The organism is Undibacter mobilis, assembly GCF_003367195.1.
GTDB classification, from domain to species: domain Bacteria; phylum Pseudomonadota; class Alphaproteobacteria; order Rhizobiales; family Xanthobacteraceae; genus Pseudolabrys; species Pseudolabrys mobilis.
Window position 1 is genome coordinate 298,139 of the sequence record NZ_QRGO01000002.1, and the last position, 15,036, is coordinate 313,174.

A 15,036-nucleotide genomic window follows, 5' to 3' on the forward strand; every position below is an offset into this window, starting at 1 on the left:
CTTTCGCTGACGGCGGGCTTCTTAGCTACGCCACTTCCTCGCGCAACATCGCTTTAGATGCTTCCTCTTCGATCGTGGACCAGATGTCGTCCTCATACCGAAGGAAATTGAGATCCCGCTTGATGGATAACGGCCTGGGACGGTCAAGCTTGATGTCGACGCACCGCTTGATACGGCCTGGACGCGAGCCAAGAATGACGACTTCGTCGGCCAGATAAACGGCTTCGTTGATCTGGTGGGTGACGAACAAGACAGTCTTGTTGGATTCGCTCCATATCCTCAGCAATTCTTGCTGCATCAGCTCGCGCGTCTGGGCATCAAGCGCCGCAAACGGTTCATCCATGATCAGCACTTCGGGATCCACCGCCAGCGCACGCGCAATATTCACACGCTGTTGCATACCACCCGACAATTCATGAGGATAGTGTCGGGCGAACTTCGCAATGCCCACCAACTGGAGCAGCTCGGACACCCGTTGCCGGCTCGCATCGGTTACCCGACCCTGGCATTCGAGGCCGTAAATAACGTTATCGAACACGGTGCGCCACGGAAGCAAGGATGCGTCCTGAAAAACCATGGCACGATCGGGTCCGGGACCACTGACCGCTTTTCCATCGATAACGATGCTTCCTGAACTGGGCTTGATGAGGCCATCGACAATCTTGATCAGCGTGGTCTTGCCGCAGCCGCTTGGTCCGACAAGCGCAACAAACTTCCCTGCCTCGATCGACAGATTAACTCCGTCCAACGCTACAGTCGCCGTTTCGTCGCTCTTGCGACGATACTCCATACGGACGCCAGATATCTGGACCTTTGGCGTCATATCACTCTCCGGACCCAACTTGCGGTCGCCATTTCTCGAACCGACGCTCGAGCTGAGCGATCAATTCGAAGACGAGAAGGCCAGCAATGCAGAAGATGATCACGCCAACGAACACGACATCGGTCTTGAGGCTCGTCCCGGCCTGCGTAATCATGTACCCGATGCCTGCCTGTGAAATGTACATTTCCGCGACGAAGACGCCGATCAACGCGCGTCCCGCTCCGAGGCGCAATCCGGTCAAGATGAATGGCACGGCTGACGGGAAGACAATCGTCCTAAAGATGCGCCCTTGCGACGCCTGAAAGCTCCGTGCTGCTTCCAGAAGATTTTTCGGCGTCGTCTTCACCGCGTCACGACAATTGATCATGATCGGAAACAACGCGAGAAGCACAATAAGAACGACTTTCGAAGCGAGGCCAATGCCGAACCAGATCATAATCAGGGGCATAAAAGCCACCCCAGGCGCAACGTACAGGGCAGTCGTGAGTGGATCGAGTGCGTAATTGAATCGCTTGTACCAACCCAGGGCAATGCCGAGCGGAACGCCTATCAGAATCGACACGCCGTAACCCAGTGCATACTCGACGGCGCTGACCTGAAGGTGGTGAACAAGCTCCCCGCTTTGGAACAACTCAATCGCGGATGCCAGTACACGCGTTGGCGAGCTGAAGAGCGGCGCGAGCGATGGATCAATGTTCGCAACGGCGACCTGCCAAGCCACCAACAAGATACCGACAGTGCCAACGCCATAGAGCGTCTTTTCGTATTTTGCGAGACGCTCCATGATTCCTGGAGCCCGTCGTTCGCTGCGACCGGCAGTCGACGCAGTCATCATGTCACTCATGGCGATGCCGGCCTGTACACTCGTTTGCCTCAGAATTCGCTCCAGCTGAGCGTCTGCTTGCGGTGCGCACTACTTGTCCTTGAAGCTTTTGACGATGGAAAAATCGAAAGCTTCTCGGGCTTTCTGCGGAACCGTCGCGCCGAACTCATAATTAAGCGCGGCCTCCATGAATGCCTCATCTTCGTGACCATCCTCGCTCAATGCGCCACGCCACCGGTCATACACTTTCTCCGCCAGGCCCACGTCGATCTTCATCACCTTGGCCATAACGGGAATCGTCTTGGCGCGATCGGTGTGAAACGTGCGCAGCCCGCGATAGGTGGCGCGGAGGAAACGCTTGAGAAGCTCCGGGTTCTCCGCAGCGAATTTGCCGCGAACCGCAACGCCGCCGACGAGAATACGCACACCTTCGGCATAAGGCAGCAACTTCATGCCGCGCTTCTCGGCCTCAAATTCATTGGGCACCACGACATAGCCGCCATCGATGGTGCCCGCATTCAACGCCTCATAGATGGAGCTGGGAGCGCCAAGATAGAAGAAGGTCACGTCTTTAGCCGGGTCAACGCCGGCTGCCTGGAGCTTCTGCCGCATCATAACCGTTGAGCTGGTGGTGATAGCGGTGGCACCGATCTTTTTTCCTTTGAGCTCCGCCCATGTACCCGCCTGACGAGCGGCGAAGCTGAAAGTCGGCGACCGATTGAAGACCATCACAATCTTCATATCGATGCCCTGAACCGCGCCTCGCAGCGACAACCCCAGGATCTGGGTCGCCTCGACCTCACCCGCAACTGTCGCGGTCACGCCCACGCTGGTCGCCATCGGCATGCTTTTATAATCGATGCCCTCTTCCTTGTAGTACCCAAGTTCATCGGCCAGCCAGTACGGCGCCGATTCAATCGAGAGCGGCGGCGACACGTGAACGCGCATCTGATCAGCGGCATATGCGCCGCCGGCAAGACCGGTCGTCAGCGCCACAACAAGTGCGCGGAAGAGTGTTGCTGGATATGAAAACACCGGAGGCTCCTGTAACGAGATAAACGTTGGCCCGACCGAGGATCAGACCGATGAATGGCATGCAATGCACGTGCCATCAGCTCGCGCCCAAGCGCGAGCGAGCCGGCCGAGAGAGAGTATGAAGCTCACACTCAACAGCACAAATTGCTTTTTCGTCGCATATTAATCTCCTAGGCTAATAAGTCGGAGTGACTGTTGAGGCGCGGTTGCATTCACGCTCGTAGTTCAGTCACCATCACGCTGCGCTGCGGATTCCATCGAAACGCCATTCAACCTCAAGGTGCGCGCAATGCACGACACACCGCTTCCAGACCTTGCGGCTACTGCCTTCCTTGAGCGCCTGGCGCAGAGAGGCGTGGAGTATGCGTTCGTCAACTCCGGTACCGACTTCGCGCCAATCGTTGAAGCATTGGCCCGCGAACCAAACAGCGCACGTTTTCCACGCTTCGTCACCGTGCCTCACGAAAATCTCGCGATGGCTATGGCACACGGCTACTATCGCCTCTCCGGAAAGCCCGCAGCGGTCATGTGCCATGTCACCGTTGGTACGGCGAACGCGCTCTGCGGTTTGATGAACTGCTCGCGCGATCATATCCCAGTATTGCTGGCGGCTGGTCGTACGCCCAACACCGAGACCGGCTTCCCGGAATCGCGCAACGGTTACATTCACTGGGGCACGGAATCATTCGACCAGGGCGGACTCGTCCGCGAATACGTCAAATGGGATTACGAATGGCGCCACGGCCAGCCGGCCGGAGATGTCGTCGATCGAGCTCTCGACATAGCGATGAGCGAGCCGCGAGGCCCGGTTTATCTCACACTCGCTCGCGAGGTTCTAGGAGGGCCCGTTGTTGACAAGCGGCGCAACAACCTCCGCGGGCTCGGCGCGGCCGCCCCTCATCCATGCCCCGAAACAATCGGAGTCGCCGCTGAGCTTCTCACCAATGCAAGCTTTCCTTTAATTATCACCGCGACAGCCGGAAGGACGCGCACCAGTTACGCCGCGCTCACAGATTTCGCCGATCGGCACGCGATTCCGGTGGTCCAATCACAGACTCGCGACCTCAATCTACCGACAGCGCACGCGATGAACCTCGGTCATAATGTGCACCAAATCCTGCCTCGAGCCGACGTGATTTTGGTGTTGGACAACGATGTTCCATGGCTACCGAGCGTCGGTGGCCCGTCACCGGGCGCCAAGGTCATCCATATGTCGGCAGATCCTCTCGCGTCTCGCTACCCGTTCCGGGAGTTCGAAACAGACGTTCTAATCACGAGCGAGACAACGCGTGGTGTCGTCGCGCTCGACCAGGCCATGACCGCAGCAGCAAACAATAAGGCAAAGATCAGGAAGGACGAGCGCCGTATCAGTATCAGTCGGATCCGGGACGAACAGGCGCTTGAGCGCCGGCGACAGATCGACAAGGCGAGCGCCGCTCCCCGCGCTGGCGGGGTGTGGATTACGCATTGCCTCAATGCTCTTAAATCGCCCGACGCGATAATCATCAACGAGCTCGGCTTCAATGCTCCGGACTTTCTGGAACTGAACGAATGGGGGAGCTACATGGCGACAAGCTTGGCCGGTGGCCTCGGTTTCGGTCTCGGTGCTGCCCTTGGCGCCAAGCTCGCTGCGCCCGAGCGGGAGGTGATCGTGTGTTGCGGCGAAGGGTCATACATGTTCGGCAACCCGACCCCCTATCATTTCGTTCAGGCAGCCGAGAAGCTGCCGACTTTGACAATTGTCTCGAATAACCACGCTTGGCACGCCGTGAGGGTCGCGGCCCGATCGGTCTATCCCCGCGGCGCCGCGGCCAAGTCCAATGACATGCCATTAACGTCGCTCGCACCCTCGCCTCAATACGAGAAGACGATTTCTGCCATTGGCGGCTATGGCGAAAAGGTCGACACGCCGGCGGAGTTACCCAACGCGATAGAGCGGGGGCTGGACGCCGTGCGAGCCGGCGTTCCCGCCGTATTGAATGTTCTTACAGAAGGCCGTTAGAACGCGCCCATCTCCGGAGCACCACTCATGACACCGAACGAACTGATGCAGCGGGCGATAGATACCGCACGCATGGGACTCGGCCAGGCAGGCCATCGCCCCTTCGCCGCAGTCATAGCGAGAAACGGATCGGTCGTTTGCGAGGCTGTGAGCCTTAGCGGGAGCGGAAACGACCCCACTGCACATGCAGAGATTCTTGCGGTCAGAGACGCCTGCGATAAGTTAGGCACACGCGACCTTAGCGATTGCGATCTCTACGCGACTTGCGAACCGTGTCCCCTTTGCGTCGCCGCCATCTGGTACGCCCGGATTCGCAAGACCTATTACGCGGCCACGGTCGACGATTGCGGAAAGGTGGGCATACACCTGGACGAGCTGATCCGCGAAGTCCGACTGCCTATCGCCAAGCGTCGTCAGCCGTCGGAGCAATTAATGCGCCCACAAGCACAAGCTCTGTTCAGTGACTGGGCGAGCGCCCAAATAAGTAGCGGCTAACTCTTTCCTAGACTTCCGCACACACGGTAGACGCCGCGGTACGGCATCCGCTCTGACGCGGCATGCATCGGAGATGCTGCATAATCGTTCGAAAGATCCAATTTGCTTAGACGTGGGTCGAACGCTTATTGCAAATGGAGCATCGAAAACTGCCGAAAGGCAGATTCGCGAACGATCGCTTATGCTCACGGAGCGCCGCCTTTGCCGACACTCACATTCATCGACTCGACCGGCCGACACAGGCAAGTCGATTCCGACGCTGGGCTATCGCTCATGGAGGTCGCGCGGCGAAACGATATCCCCGAAATTATTGCCGAGTGCGGCGGACAATGCGCCTGCGCCACTTGTCACGTCTACGTGGAGCCGGAATGGCTTTCGAAGACGGGCCCGATTAGTGAACTTGAGCAGGACCTTCTCAACTTCAGTGAGGATGTCCGCCCAACGTCGCGACTCTCGTGCCAGGTCCAGGTGACCGATGAGCTCGACGGCATCATCGTTCATACGCCCTCGAAGCAGGGCTAACAGCCCATCAGCGCTTGCCGCGCCTCCGGATCAATGGCCTGTCTTGCTCTCTCTCGCGTATTGCACGAGAGCAAGAAAACGATACAGGCCATGAACGAATTTTCCATAGGGCATCGTCAGGAACAGAGCAAAAACCACGCCTAGGTGCACGGCGAGCAGTATCCCCATGGCGGGCGTTGCCCTGAAGACGAGCAAGGCCAGCCCCGTGACGCTCGTCAGCATCAGCATGACGATGAATGCGACGTCCATACCGAACCGCGCTTCATCGAGAAGCTCTGGGGCGCGCCTGAACTTCGCGACCAAAAGGCCAATTGGACCGACAACAAGTCCCACCCCGCCAAGCGTCCCGAGAACGACCGGCAAGTCCCACCAGGGATAAGGGGCCTCGCGCCCCAGGAAGTAGTGGTAGAGCGTCGCCACGGACGTCGCCGCGAAGCAGAGAAGAAAGCCGTAGAATGTGGCGTGATGATAGTGCTTGCGCCGGTCTGTCGGCTCTTCATCATCATTGATGCACCCAGCGCCGCCGCCATCGAGGTAACGCAGCCGACCGGCATCCTTTACCGCCTGGAGAAGCGGTCGTAGGCCGCCAATCGGTGCGCCGCCAGATATGTCGCGCCAGAATGCACGCATGGACAGCGTAAGTGCCACCAATGAATAGACGAAGACCGAACCGAACAGAACGGCCATCGTGTTATGCGGCATCAGCTTGTAGAAGGCGCCGGGACCAGTATGAACCCCGAACAACACGCTGGCATCACGATAAGCGGCGAAGCCGACAATGAAGGCTGCCACACTTAGCGCAGCGATGAGGCTGATGGCGAGGCCGTTTCTGGCGAAAAGCCCATTCAGCGGTCGAGGCCAAGCATAGACTCGGTATGAGTCGCCTCGTACCTTTGCGAGCGCCCGCGGCACATTGACCGAAAACTCGTGCGGCGGAGAAAACTGACAATCAGAGAAGCAGGCTCCGCAGCCATGGCAAAGATTGGATAGGTAGTTGAGGTCCGCATCGGTGAAGAGCCTCCGGCGCTCCATAGCCGGGAACACCGCACAAAGGCCCTCGCAATAGCGGCAGGAGTTGCAGACCACCATCAACCGGTCCGCTTCATTCAAAGCCTCGGTCGGGTGGGACGTCGTCGTATGCATATCAACGGTGCGCATTCTTCGCCGCCCCTCGTCCTGCCATACGTCCGGAGACGCTGCCGATCGTCATACCGATGCCGGCGGCATATCCCTTCGTCAGAACATTACCGGCCATGATCTCACCGGCCGCGAACATGTTCTCCGCCGGACTCCCGTCATTCATGATCATGCGCGCCTCAAGATTCACACGCACCCCAAGGTAGGTGAATGTGATCCCGGGCCTGACTGGATAAGCATAGAAGGGCGCTTTCTCGATCTTCCGTGCCCAATTCGATTTCGGGGGTGTCACCCCCTCCGTTCGGCATCCATCGAGGTCGGCGTGGTTGAAGTTCCCCGGTCGGACGCCTGAATTAAATTCACTAACTGTCTTACCGAGAACTTCCGGATCGAGACCGAGCTTGCCAGCGAGTTCTTCAATTGTGTCCGCCGTAATCGGCGGAAAGAGCGACGGCATGAAGAGCTCCAGCGAGGACGCGTCGAACACGATATAGGCGATCTGGTCCGGCTGTTGCGCGACGAGACGGCCCCAGATTGCGTAGCGCTTGGGCCATATGTCCTCGCCCTCGTCGTAGAAGCGAACGGCGTTCTTGTTCACCACGATGCCGAAGACCACACAATCCAGTCGGGTGATAATGCCGCCATCGTACTTCGGCGCCCGCGCATCGATCGCCACCGCGTGACATTGCGTCGGGTCGCCGGTCTCTTGAACCCCAGCATCAAGCAACATCCTGAGAACGGTGCCGCGATTGTTCGGAGTACCCCGGATGAGAAAGTTTTCGGCCGCCTCGCCCCAATATTCCTTCAGCCACTCGATGTTGGACTCGAAGCCGCCGGCAGCCGCCACCAGATTTTTCGCCCGGAGTTTATGGGGCACCCCTTTATGCAACGCAGTTGCCGATTTAAAGACGCCTCCGTCAATCTCCAACGCCGTAACCGGTGTGTCGTAGACAACGTCGATTCCAATCCGCTCAGCCGTGCGATAGAGTTCGTTCAGCATGGCCCTGCCGCCGCCGAGGAAGAACGCATTGGTTCGACCGAGCGTGAGTGTGCCTCCGAGCGACGGTTGATAACGTACGCCCTGCTCCGTCAGCCACACCAGCACTTCCTTCGACTCGCGAATCATGTGTCTTGCGAGGGGCTCGTCGGTCTTACCCCCAGTCATGCGCAGCAGGTCTTGGAAAAGCTCTTCTTCGCTGTATGGGCCCGTGAGGGTCTCAGTCGCGGTGTCATGCGCACAGCGAATATTTCGGGTATGTCTTGTATTGCCGCCACGATAGAATTTTGACGCGCCCTCCACCACGAGGACCGACGCACCGTCGCGGCGCGCGGCGATTGCCGCACAAAGCGCCGCATTGCCTCCCCCGACGACCAGTACGTCATAAAGCTTAGCGGGATCGAGCTGGCCTAACTCACCCATGCTCGCCCTCAGAGCGCCGCCGTAACAAGAATCTCCACGCGACAATTTGGATTGTTCATCTCAACCTTGCCGCAGCAGCGCGTCGGAGTTGAACCTTGAATGACCCAGGCATCCCAGACCTTATTGAAGGCAGCAAAGTCATCCATCGTCCGTAACCAGACTTGGGCAGTGAGGATTCGACTTTTGTTAGAGCCGGCTTCATTGACCAGTTGTTCGATCTTGGCAAGAACCTGCTGCGCCTGCCCGGTCACGTCGAGAGACATATCGTCGGGAACCTGGCCGGCGGTGTATACGATGCCGCCATGCACGATCGCACGGCTACGGCGCTGGTTCTGATCGAAACGACTAATTTCACTCATCTTATCCTCATTCTCTAGACGTTCAGGCGCGGCCGTACGCACCGCCACCCGCGGTTTCCATCAGTACGCGATCGCCAGGTTTCAGCACGCGTGGCGTCGTCGGATCGGTCTGTTGACCATTGATCGCAAGTCGCCCTGGTCTGCCCGCTCCACCGCCAGCCAATCCTTCGGTGGGCGCCTTCAACTGCGTCATCAGAAATGACGCCATGATTTCCGAGGCGTCAGACAGAATATCGAACTCGAAGCTGATTCCGGCTCCGCCTCGATTCTTGCCCTCGCCGCCGCTGCCCCGACGGATTTCACGACGAACGACCCGGATCGGCGCAAGATTCTCCATCATTTCTACCGGCGTGTTTCCGAGGTTGGCCGGAAAGCTCAAAGCCGAGAATCCAGGACGTCGGGAAGTGGCGCCTTGGCCCGCATTGAGAAAGTTCACGACGGCAAACCGTTTGCCGCGATACTCCCCCGACATGGTCATGGACGAATTGGGCGATCCGGACGCCCATACCTGATCAGGCAGTACGTTAGCGAGCGCCTTAAACACCGCCGCAGGCAGAAGATGTCCGATCGCGCTACGTCCACCGGAAGCGGCAGGATATGTTGGATTTAGTAGCGAGCCGATGGGGGCAGAGGTCTTGATCGGAATGAAGCAGCCTTCGTTGTTCGGAATATCCGGACATAACAGCGCCTTCAGGCCGTATACCGTGTATGCGAACGTATATATCGGTACGACGTTCATCGCATATGGAATTTGGGGACTGGTACCTGCATAGTCGATCGAGATCTCATCTCCACGAACGGTCAATGCACACTCGATTTTGATCGGCGTGCCTTCGAAGCCATCGTGGTTCACTGTTGAACGATATACCCCGTCTGGGATTGCACGAATTGCATCCCTCATGGCCTTTTCCGAGCGGGCGCGCACTTCCGAACCTAGCGCTTCGATATCGACCGTATCCAGCAGGCCCTGAAGCCGCTCCCCCATGGTCCGGCAACCGGAAACCTGCGCCCAGACGTCACCCATTCCCTGTTCGGAGACCCGGATATTCTGCGTAATGATCTCGATCAGAACATCGTTTGGCTTGCCACCATCGAGCAATCGCATCACCGGTATCTGCAAGCCTTCCTCGTAGATTTCTCGGCTGGAGTTGCTGCGTAGCTTGCCTCCGATGTCAGGCAAGTGAGAAACGACCGCCGCGAAGGCCACAAGTTGACCACGATGAAATATGGGCGTTGCCGTCGTCACGTCGTGAACGTGACCGGATCCCTTCCAGGGATCGTTTGTTATGAATACGTCGCCAGGCTTGATCGTATCCGCGGGAAACTTCTCCAGAAAGTGACGCACCGTCGCCGGAAGGCATCCGATGAAACCCGGCAGGCTCATCGTAGATTGGGCGAGCGAGCGGCCCCTTGCGTCCGTGAGCACGATCGCGAAATCGTTTCCGTCCCGGACCAAAGTCGAAAAACAGGTTCGAACGAATGCGGCCGATGCCTCGTCAACAACGCTGATCAAGCGCTTCCAGAGAATCTCGAGTTCAATCGCGTCGAAAGACGAGTTGCGCCGAGTCGGCGCAGGAGCCGAAGCTGTCTTCATGTCAATCGAATTCCTTGATCGTCACCGAGACCGTCAGGTCGGATCGGATGGAAACATCCGCCGTAACTGCAACCACAATTGTCGACTCACGCTCCTCGAGGATGAGAGGCCCTATCAGAGATGAATCCGGCGGCACCGAATAGCGGTTGTAGACATTCACCATCTCGAAGTCGCCCTTGAGCGGCAGGTAAATCTTGCGCTGCCCTGATGGCACGACGTCCTTACGAGCAGACGCACGACTGTCCCCCCAAGCGAAGCGTTGTCCCTCGTTGGGTGCCCGACCGACCAGGCGCCACGTGATGACCTGTGGCAAGGCGTTTGGCACCAGGCGGCCGTAGAGGCGCTCATATTCGGATTCGAAGGACTTCAACAAACGATCGGCCGTCGCTTGCGATACTTCCTCGAAGGGAAGCGTGACCGCAATCTCGGCACCCTGCCCCGCATAACGCATATCAACCCCGATAATCCATTCGACGGTGTCGGCTCCAGCCGCCTCCAGCTCCGCCTGACTCTCGTGACGAAGATCAGCCAGGTTCTGGGCCACCGTCTGCCAGTCAACATCGGCCAACAGCTGCGGATTCGACCACGCGCGATCCACACGCGCAGGCGCTGCCAGCATGCCGAGGCACGAGCCCGCGCCCGCGGCAATCGGGATCAACACTCGCGGAATGCGAAGCTTGCGCGCCACTTCCACGGCATGCACCGGGCCGGCACCGCCTGTCGCGATCATGGTAAAGTCGCGAGGGTCGAGGCCGTTTTCGGCAATGTGGATGCGCGCGGCGCTCGCCATATTCTCGTTGACGACGTTGCAGATGCCCCAGGTCGCTTCCAGAGGCGACACCTTCAGGTCAGTTGCGAGCTTCGCCACTGCCTGAGACGCGTTGGCAACGTCGAGCTTCATTTCACCGCCGAGAAAATTGTCCGGGCTCAGGTAGCCGAGCAAAAGATCCGCGTCCGTTACGGTCGGCTCGGTGCCTCCGCGCCCGTAACAGGCAGGCCCCGGCACCGATCCGGACGATTCCGGGCCGATGTTCAGAAGACCAAGCCGGTTGCAGTGCGCGATCGATCCCCCGCCGGCGCCGATTTCAATCAGCTCGATGCTTGGTATCAAAATGGGCAGTCCCGAACCCCGGCGGAACCGTTTGACGCGGGCGCATTCGAAACTGTGCGCGATTGGCGCCTCACCGCCCACTGCAACGCAGGCTTTGGCGGTTGTCCCCCCCATATCGAATGCGAGCACCTGCTGCACATCGTTCTGGCGCGCAGTGTTGAGCGCAGACATGACGCCGGCCGCCGGGCCCGACTCCAGGAGAAGAATGGGCGATTCGGCGCCCGCTTCGGCCGAGCTAAAGCCGCCACTCGACACCATGACGCGAAGTGGCACATTCTCCTTAATCGCCGCAATACGCGCGTTGAGTTCATTGAGGTAGTTAGAAACGAGCGGTTTCACGTAAGCGTTCGCGGCCACGGTCGACGTCCGCTCATATTCCTTGATTTCGCGAGCCAGATCTGACGACAGAGAGACGAACATTCCCGGAAGGGCCGCCTTGATCTGGGCTGCGATTTCCTTTTCGTGATCCGGGTTGACATACGAATGCAGCAGAGACACCGCGACGGAAGTCACATTCAGTGACCGCAGTTCGTCGACCACGCGCTGCGCTTCGGCCGCCGTCAGCGGCAACAACTTCTCGCCGCGCGCATCGAGGCGTTCGCTGACCTCGATACGGTCAGTCTCGGCGATAAGGGGCTTGGGCAGTTCGATCTCGAGATCGTAGATGTCGTAGCGCCACTCCCGCCCGATATCGAGCACGTCACGCATTCCGCTGGTCGTAACGAGGGCTGATCGGGCCCCTTTTCGCTCGATCAACGTATTCGTGATGAGTGTCGTCCCGTGCACGACCTCCGCGAGAGGCGGTGAACTGGACTCGGCGTCGGCATAGGAAGCGGCAACCTGCCTCAGCAAGTCCCGGATTACCGTGGAGACGGCCTCGCCTGGGTCGTCCGGCGTGGTCGGTGATTTGGCCACCCAAATTCGACCTGCCGGCAGAAGCCCGGCCACCCCGTCTGTAAATGTCCCGCCGATGTCGACCGCGACACGCAGGATGTTCTCGACTTTAACTTGCTTATTCATAGGCTTTGATGGTCCGGCTTCGGGTTCAGTAGGAGACGGTGATCAGCCGCTCTTCGGTCATCTCACGCACCGCATAAGCTGGTCCCTCTCGGCCGAAGCCACTTTCCTTGACGCCACCGAACGGCATCACATCAACGCGTGCGCTGGATGCTTCGTTGATATGAACACCGCCGAAACGAAGTGCTGGCGCCGTCCGTAGGGCCGTACTGATATTCGAGGTGAAGAGTCCGGCTGCCAGCCCGAATGGAGTCGCATTTGCCTGTGCCACGGCCTCCGACAGTTGGTCGAATTCGATGATACAGACCACGGGGGCGAATATCTCTTCGCAAACGACACGCATATCAGCGCTAACACGGTCAAGAACCGTGGGCATAAAGAGCGCACCGTCATGAGTGCCCCCGACGAGAACGCGAGCACCAGCAGACACCGCTTCGTCGACCCACCGGGCGGCGCGCTCGGCGCTCGCTTGGGAAATCATAGGCCCGATGACCACGGAAGGATCAGCCGGATCGCCTACTTTAAGGGAACGAACGGCATCCACAAACGCCGGCGTGAATTTTGCCGCAATACGACGATCCACGAAAAGCTTCTGGACCGACGTGCAGACCTGGCCGGCCTTACGGAAAGCCGCATTCATAATCTTGGGAATTGCGCGTCCGATATCCGCGTCGCTGCAAACGATCGTGCTCGCTATACTCCCAAGTTCGAGCTGGGTTCCTCGCAAACCCGCCGCCGATTGAATCTCGCGGCCAACGCGCGTACTGCCGGTGAAGGCATAGAATGCGATCCGCTGGTCCGCGAGCAGACGCTTTCCGATTGCCTGTCCAGGCCCGTGCACAAGGGCCAGCATTTCCGGCGGCAAGCCGGCGTCGATCAAGAGCTTGCACAGTTCAACCGCAGACAGCGGCGTATGCTCGGACGGCTTCACGACGACCGAGTTCCCTCCCGCGAGGGCCGGCGCAACCTTGTGGGCCACAACGTTGAGGGGCGAATTGAATGGAGTGATCGCACACACGACGCCGCGCGGCTTGCGAATGGTGTACCCAATCCTGTCAGCGCTGCCTGCCGCAGCGGTCATCGGAATAAGCTCGCCATTGAGACGCTTGGCTTCCTCCGCCGATAACTCAAGCGTTTGAATGCAACGGCGCACCTCGTTCTCGCCGTCCGCCCGTGTGAAACCGACCTCGTCGCGCATCAGCGAGATCAGCCTATCGAAGCGGTTCTCGAGCAACCTCGCCGCTTCTGACAGGACCCGGTAACGTTCGTATGGGCCCAGTTTCGACGAGGCCACTGCAGCATGCGTTCCGGCGACCGCTTCATCGACTTGTTCCAGGGAAGCCACGGCCATTTCCCCGAAAGAACGACCTCCGAACTTATCGAACAATCGATCAGTCGACTCTCCGTCTACCCAGCGACCGCCAATGAGCAACTTTGACACGGCTAGCCTCTGCTAAGCTTTTGCGGCAATGCCGTTCATGAAATTGATTCGGATCTTCACCGGGTCTCTTTCGGTAACGCCGGTCGGCCTCTCCTTGTCGATCTTGGCGACAATCAACCAAGGCCCATCTCCGCTTAGAGTCCGCTCGACCAACGCCTCGAAATGTTCGGCGTCAGCTGCCCAGAAGGCCTGCTTTATGCCCGCCCCCTTGGCGATGGCCACCAGGTCAGACCCTTTCTCGGTGAGCGTCTTCTGCGCGCCAGTGATGTGGTAAGCGCCGTTGTCCCAGATGATGATCGCCAGATTCTTGGGAGCAACTGCCGCTACGGTGCCAAAGGAACCGAGCTGCATGAGAATCGACCCATCGCCATCCAGTGCGAATACCTTGCGATCAGGCTGCGCGACCGCCACGCCAAGAGCAATGGCTGTCGCCAACCCCATGCTCCCGAGCATATAGAAGTTCTGCTGGCGCTGGCCGCTTGCCCAAAGATCGAAATTGGAAAATCCGATGCCGCCAATAACGGCTTCCTGGGAATCGAGCTTTTCGACAAGCCTGCGAGTGAGGTCGCTTCGATTAAGGAGGGACGCGGTCTCTCGCGTAATATCGGGTTCACTGTTCGACATGAGCCACCTCCTCTAGACTTTTCGCTTCGTAAGAAGCGGGGAGAGAATGATGGTCGCCGGCGATTGGGTGGTGAACGCTTGCGAGATCATCCCATCGGCTACGAATTCGACCTGATCGATATCCTGGATTGCAAAGTGCTCCATTCCCAAACTCACCAGAACCGGGCGCATTGTGCGGCAAACAATCGATTGGCCCAGTTGAAACTCGCCAAGAGTGCCCCGTTCGGACACCATCATAACGATCGGGATTTGATAGGGGCACGCCAACGACGCCAGCGCGTTGACAACGGTCGCAAAACCGCTGGTCTGCATCAGCACAATACCGCGCGTGCCAGCCATGTAGGCGCCAGCCACGATGCCGATCGCCTCCTCTTCCCGCGCCGGCGAAATCACCGTGAAGTATGGATCTTCCTCAATGAGCCGGATGAGGCGAGACAGAACATTATCCGGCACATGGCTAACGAGCCTAACTTCATTCTTTTTGAGAACGCGGATGACGATTTCTTCCCACGGTTCCCGCTTTTTATTTTCCGACATGCTCGCCTCGGCCCAGCATTACCCGCAGCCACCCATCGACCGTTTAGTTTGCTACTACAAGAGGACAATAAGGAGCGTCGCTTGAGTCACAAACGA

General features: G+C 58.7%; 14 protein-coding genes. 3 read left to right on the forward strand and 11 right to left on the reverse strand.

Translation table 11 applies throughout. From position 1 onward, the window contains the following. Positions 1-25: 25 nt before the first annotated feature. The 3 genes from DXH78_RS15625 to DXH78_RS15635 all read right to left on the reverse strand — a co-directional run bounded on the left by DXH78_RS15625 (position 26) and on the right by DXH78_RS15635 (position 2,681). Complete coding sequence (locus DXH78_RS15625; RefSeq protein WP_115518153.1) at positions 26-823, reverse strand: ABC transporter ATP-binding protein; 798 nt, start codon at positions 821-823, stop codon at positions 26-28. A gap of 1 nt (position 824) precedes the next feature. After that, the gene (locus DXH78_RS15630; RefSeq protein WP_168192859.1) at positions 825-1,655 is read right to left on the reverse strand and encodes an ABC transporter permease; all 831 of its coding nucleotides are present in this window, start codon (positions 1,653-1,655) and stop codon (positions 825-827) included. Positions 1,656-1,736: 81 nt separating this feature from the next. After that, positions 1,737-2,681 carry an ABC transporter substrate-binding protein gene (locus DXH78_RS15635; protein WP_147292659.1) on the reverse strand — a complete coding sequence of 315 codons (945 nt, stop codon included), beginning with the start codon at positions 2,679-2,681 and terminating at the stop codon, positions 1,737-1,739. Positions 2,682-2,970: 289 nt separating this feature from the next. On the opposite strand from DXH78_RS15635, the gene DXH78_RS15640 reads away from it, so the two are divergent. From DXH78_RS15640 to DXH78_RS15650, 3 genes are all read left to right on the forward strand, one after another. Next, the gene (locus DXH78_RS15640) at positions 2,971-4,683 is read left to right on the forward strand and encodes a thiamine pyrophosphate-requiring protein (protein ID WP_115518156.1); all 1,713 of its coding nucleotides are present in this window, start codon (positions 2,971-2,973) and stop codon (positions 4,681-4,683) included. 45 nt (positions 4,684-4,728) lie between these two features. Further along, positions 4,729-5,178, forward strand: coding sequence for a nucleoside deaminase (locus tag DXH78_RS15645; RefSeq protein ID WP_430727502.1), 450 nt, complete (start codon positions 4,729-4,731; stop codon positions 5,176-5,178). A gap of 201 nt (positions 5,179-5,379) precedes the next feature. Continuing rightward, on the forward strand, positions 5,380-5,700 hold the full coding sequence (locus DXH78_RS15650) for a 2Fe-2S iron-sulfur cluster-binding protein (protein ID WP_115518158.1): 321 nt from the start codon (positions 5,380-5,382) through the stop codon (positions 5,698-5,700). Between the two features lie 30 nt (positions 5,701-5,730). Here the strand turns inward: DXH78_RS15650 and tcuB are convergent, their stop codons facing one another. The 8 genes from tcuB to DXH78_RS15690 are packed head-to-tail and all read right to left on the reverse strand — an operon-like array spanning position 5,731 to position 14,940. Next, the gene (gene tcuB, locus DXH78_RS15655; protein ID WP_210209595.1) at positions 5,731-6,858 is read right to left on the reverse strand and encodes a tricarballylate utilization 4Fe-4S protein TcuB; all 1,128 of its coding nucleotides are present in this window, start codon (positions 6,856-6,858) and stop codon (positions 5,731-5,733) included. Further along, positions 6,845-8,257 carry an FAD-dependent tricarballylate dehydrogenase TcuA gene (tcuA, locus tag DXH78_RS15660; RefSeq protein WP_115518160.1) on the reverse strand — a complete coding sequence of 471 codons (1,413 nt, stop codon included), beginning with the start codon at positions 8,255-8,257 and terminating at the stop codon, positions 6,845-6,847. The genes tcuB and tcuA overlap by 14 nt, the downstream gene beginning before the upstream one ends. Positions 8,258-8,265: 8 nt before the next feature. Then, on the reverse strand, positions 8,266-8,616 hold the full coding sequence (locus DXH78_RS15665) for a RidA family protein (RefSeq protein WP_115518520.1): 351 nt from the start codon (positions 8,614-8,616) through the stop codon (positions 8,266-8,268). A 22-nt stretch (positions 8,617-8,638) separates the two neighbouring features. Beyond that, positions 8,639-10,210, reverse strand: a complete 1,572-nt coding sequence (locus tag DXH78_RS15670) for a hydantoinase B/oxoprolinase family protein (protein WP_115518161.1) — start codon at positions 10,208-10,210, stop codon at positions 8,639-8,641. Between the two features lies 1 nt (position 10,211). Next, positions 10,212-12,341, reverse strand: coding sequence for a hydantoinase/oxoprolinase family protein (locus DXH78_RS15675; protein ID WP_115518162.1), 2,130 nt, complete (start codon positions 12,339-12,341; stop codon positions 10,212-10,214). A 25-nt stretch (positions 12,342-12,366) separates the two neighbouring features. Further along, positions 12,367-13,779 carry an aldehyde dehydrogenase family protein gene (locus tag DXH78_RS15680; protein WP_115518163.1) on the reverse strand — a complete coding sequence of 471 codons (1,413 nt, stop codon included), beginning with the start codon at positions 13,777-13,779 and terminating at the stop codon, positions 12,367-12,369. A 12-nt stretch (positions 13,780-13,791) separates the two neighbouring features. Then, positions 13,792-14,403 (reverse strand): thiamine pyrophosphate-dependent enzyme, encoded by a 612-nt coding sequence (locus tag DXH78_RS15685; RefSeq protein ID WP_115518164.1) that lies wholly within the window; start codon positions 14,401-14,403, stop codon positions 13,792-13,794. Positions 14,404-14,415: 12 nt separating this feature from the next. Further along, the gene (locus DXH78_RS15690; protein WP_115518165.1) at positions 14,416-14,940 is read right to left on the reverse strand and encodes a thiamine pyrophosphate-binding protein; all 525 of its coding nucleotides are present in this window, start codon (positions 14,938-14,940) and stop codon (positions 14,416-14,418) included. Positions 14,941-15,036 lie beyond the last annotated feature (96 nt).

Bases quoted from the DNA above. Each gene is read 5' to 3' on its own strand.
- DXH78_RS15625 (WP_115518153.1), bottom strand. From the start codon at position 823: ATGACGCCAAAGGTCCAGATATCTGGCGTCCGTATGGAGTATCGTCGC.
- DXH78_RS15630 (WP_168192859.1), bottom strand. From the start codon at position 1,655: ATGACTGCGTCGACTGCCGGTCGCAGCGAACGACGGGCTCCAGGAATC.
- DXH78_RS15640 (WP_115518156.1), top strand. From the start codon at position 2,971: ATGCACGACACACCGCTTCCAGACCTTGCGGCTACTGCCTTCCTTGAG.
- DXH78_RS15645 (WP_430727502.1), top strand. From the start codon at position 4,729: ATGCAGCGGGCGATAGATACCGCACGCATGGGACTCGGCCAGGCAGGC.
- tcuB (WP_210209595.1), bottom strand. From the start codon at position 6,858: ATGCGCACCGTTGATATGCATACGACGACGTCCCACCCGACCGAGGCT.
- tcuA (WP_115518160.1), bottom strand. From the start codon at position 8,257: ATGGGTGAGTTAGGCCAGCTCGATCCCGCTAAGCTTTATGACGTACTG.
- DXH78_RS15665 (WP_115518520.1), bottom strand. From the start codon at position 8,616: ATGAGTGAAATTAGTCGTTTCGATCAGAACCAGCGCCGTAGCCGTGCG.
- DXH78_RS15670 (WP_115518161.1), bottom strand. From the start codon at position 10,210: ATGAAGACAGCTTCGGCTCCTGCGCCGACTCGGCGCAACTCGTCTTTC.
- DXH78_RS15675 (WP_115518162.1), bottom strand. From the start codon at position 12,341: ATGAATAAGCAAGTTAAAGTCGAGAACATCCTGCGTGTCGCGGTCGAC.
- DXH78_RS15685 (WP_115518164.1), bottom strand. From the start codon at position 14,403: ATGTCGAACAGTGAACCCGATATTACGCGAGAGACCGCGTCCCTCCTT.
- DXH78_RS15690 (WP_115518165.1), bottom strand. From the start codon at position 14,940: ATGTCGGAAAATAAAAAGCGGGAACCGTGGGAAGAAATCGTCATCCGC.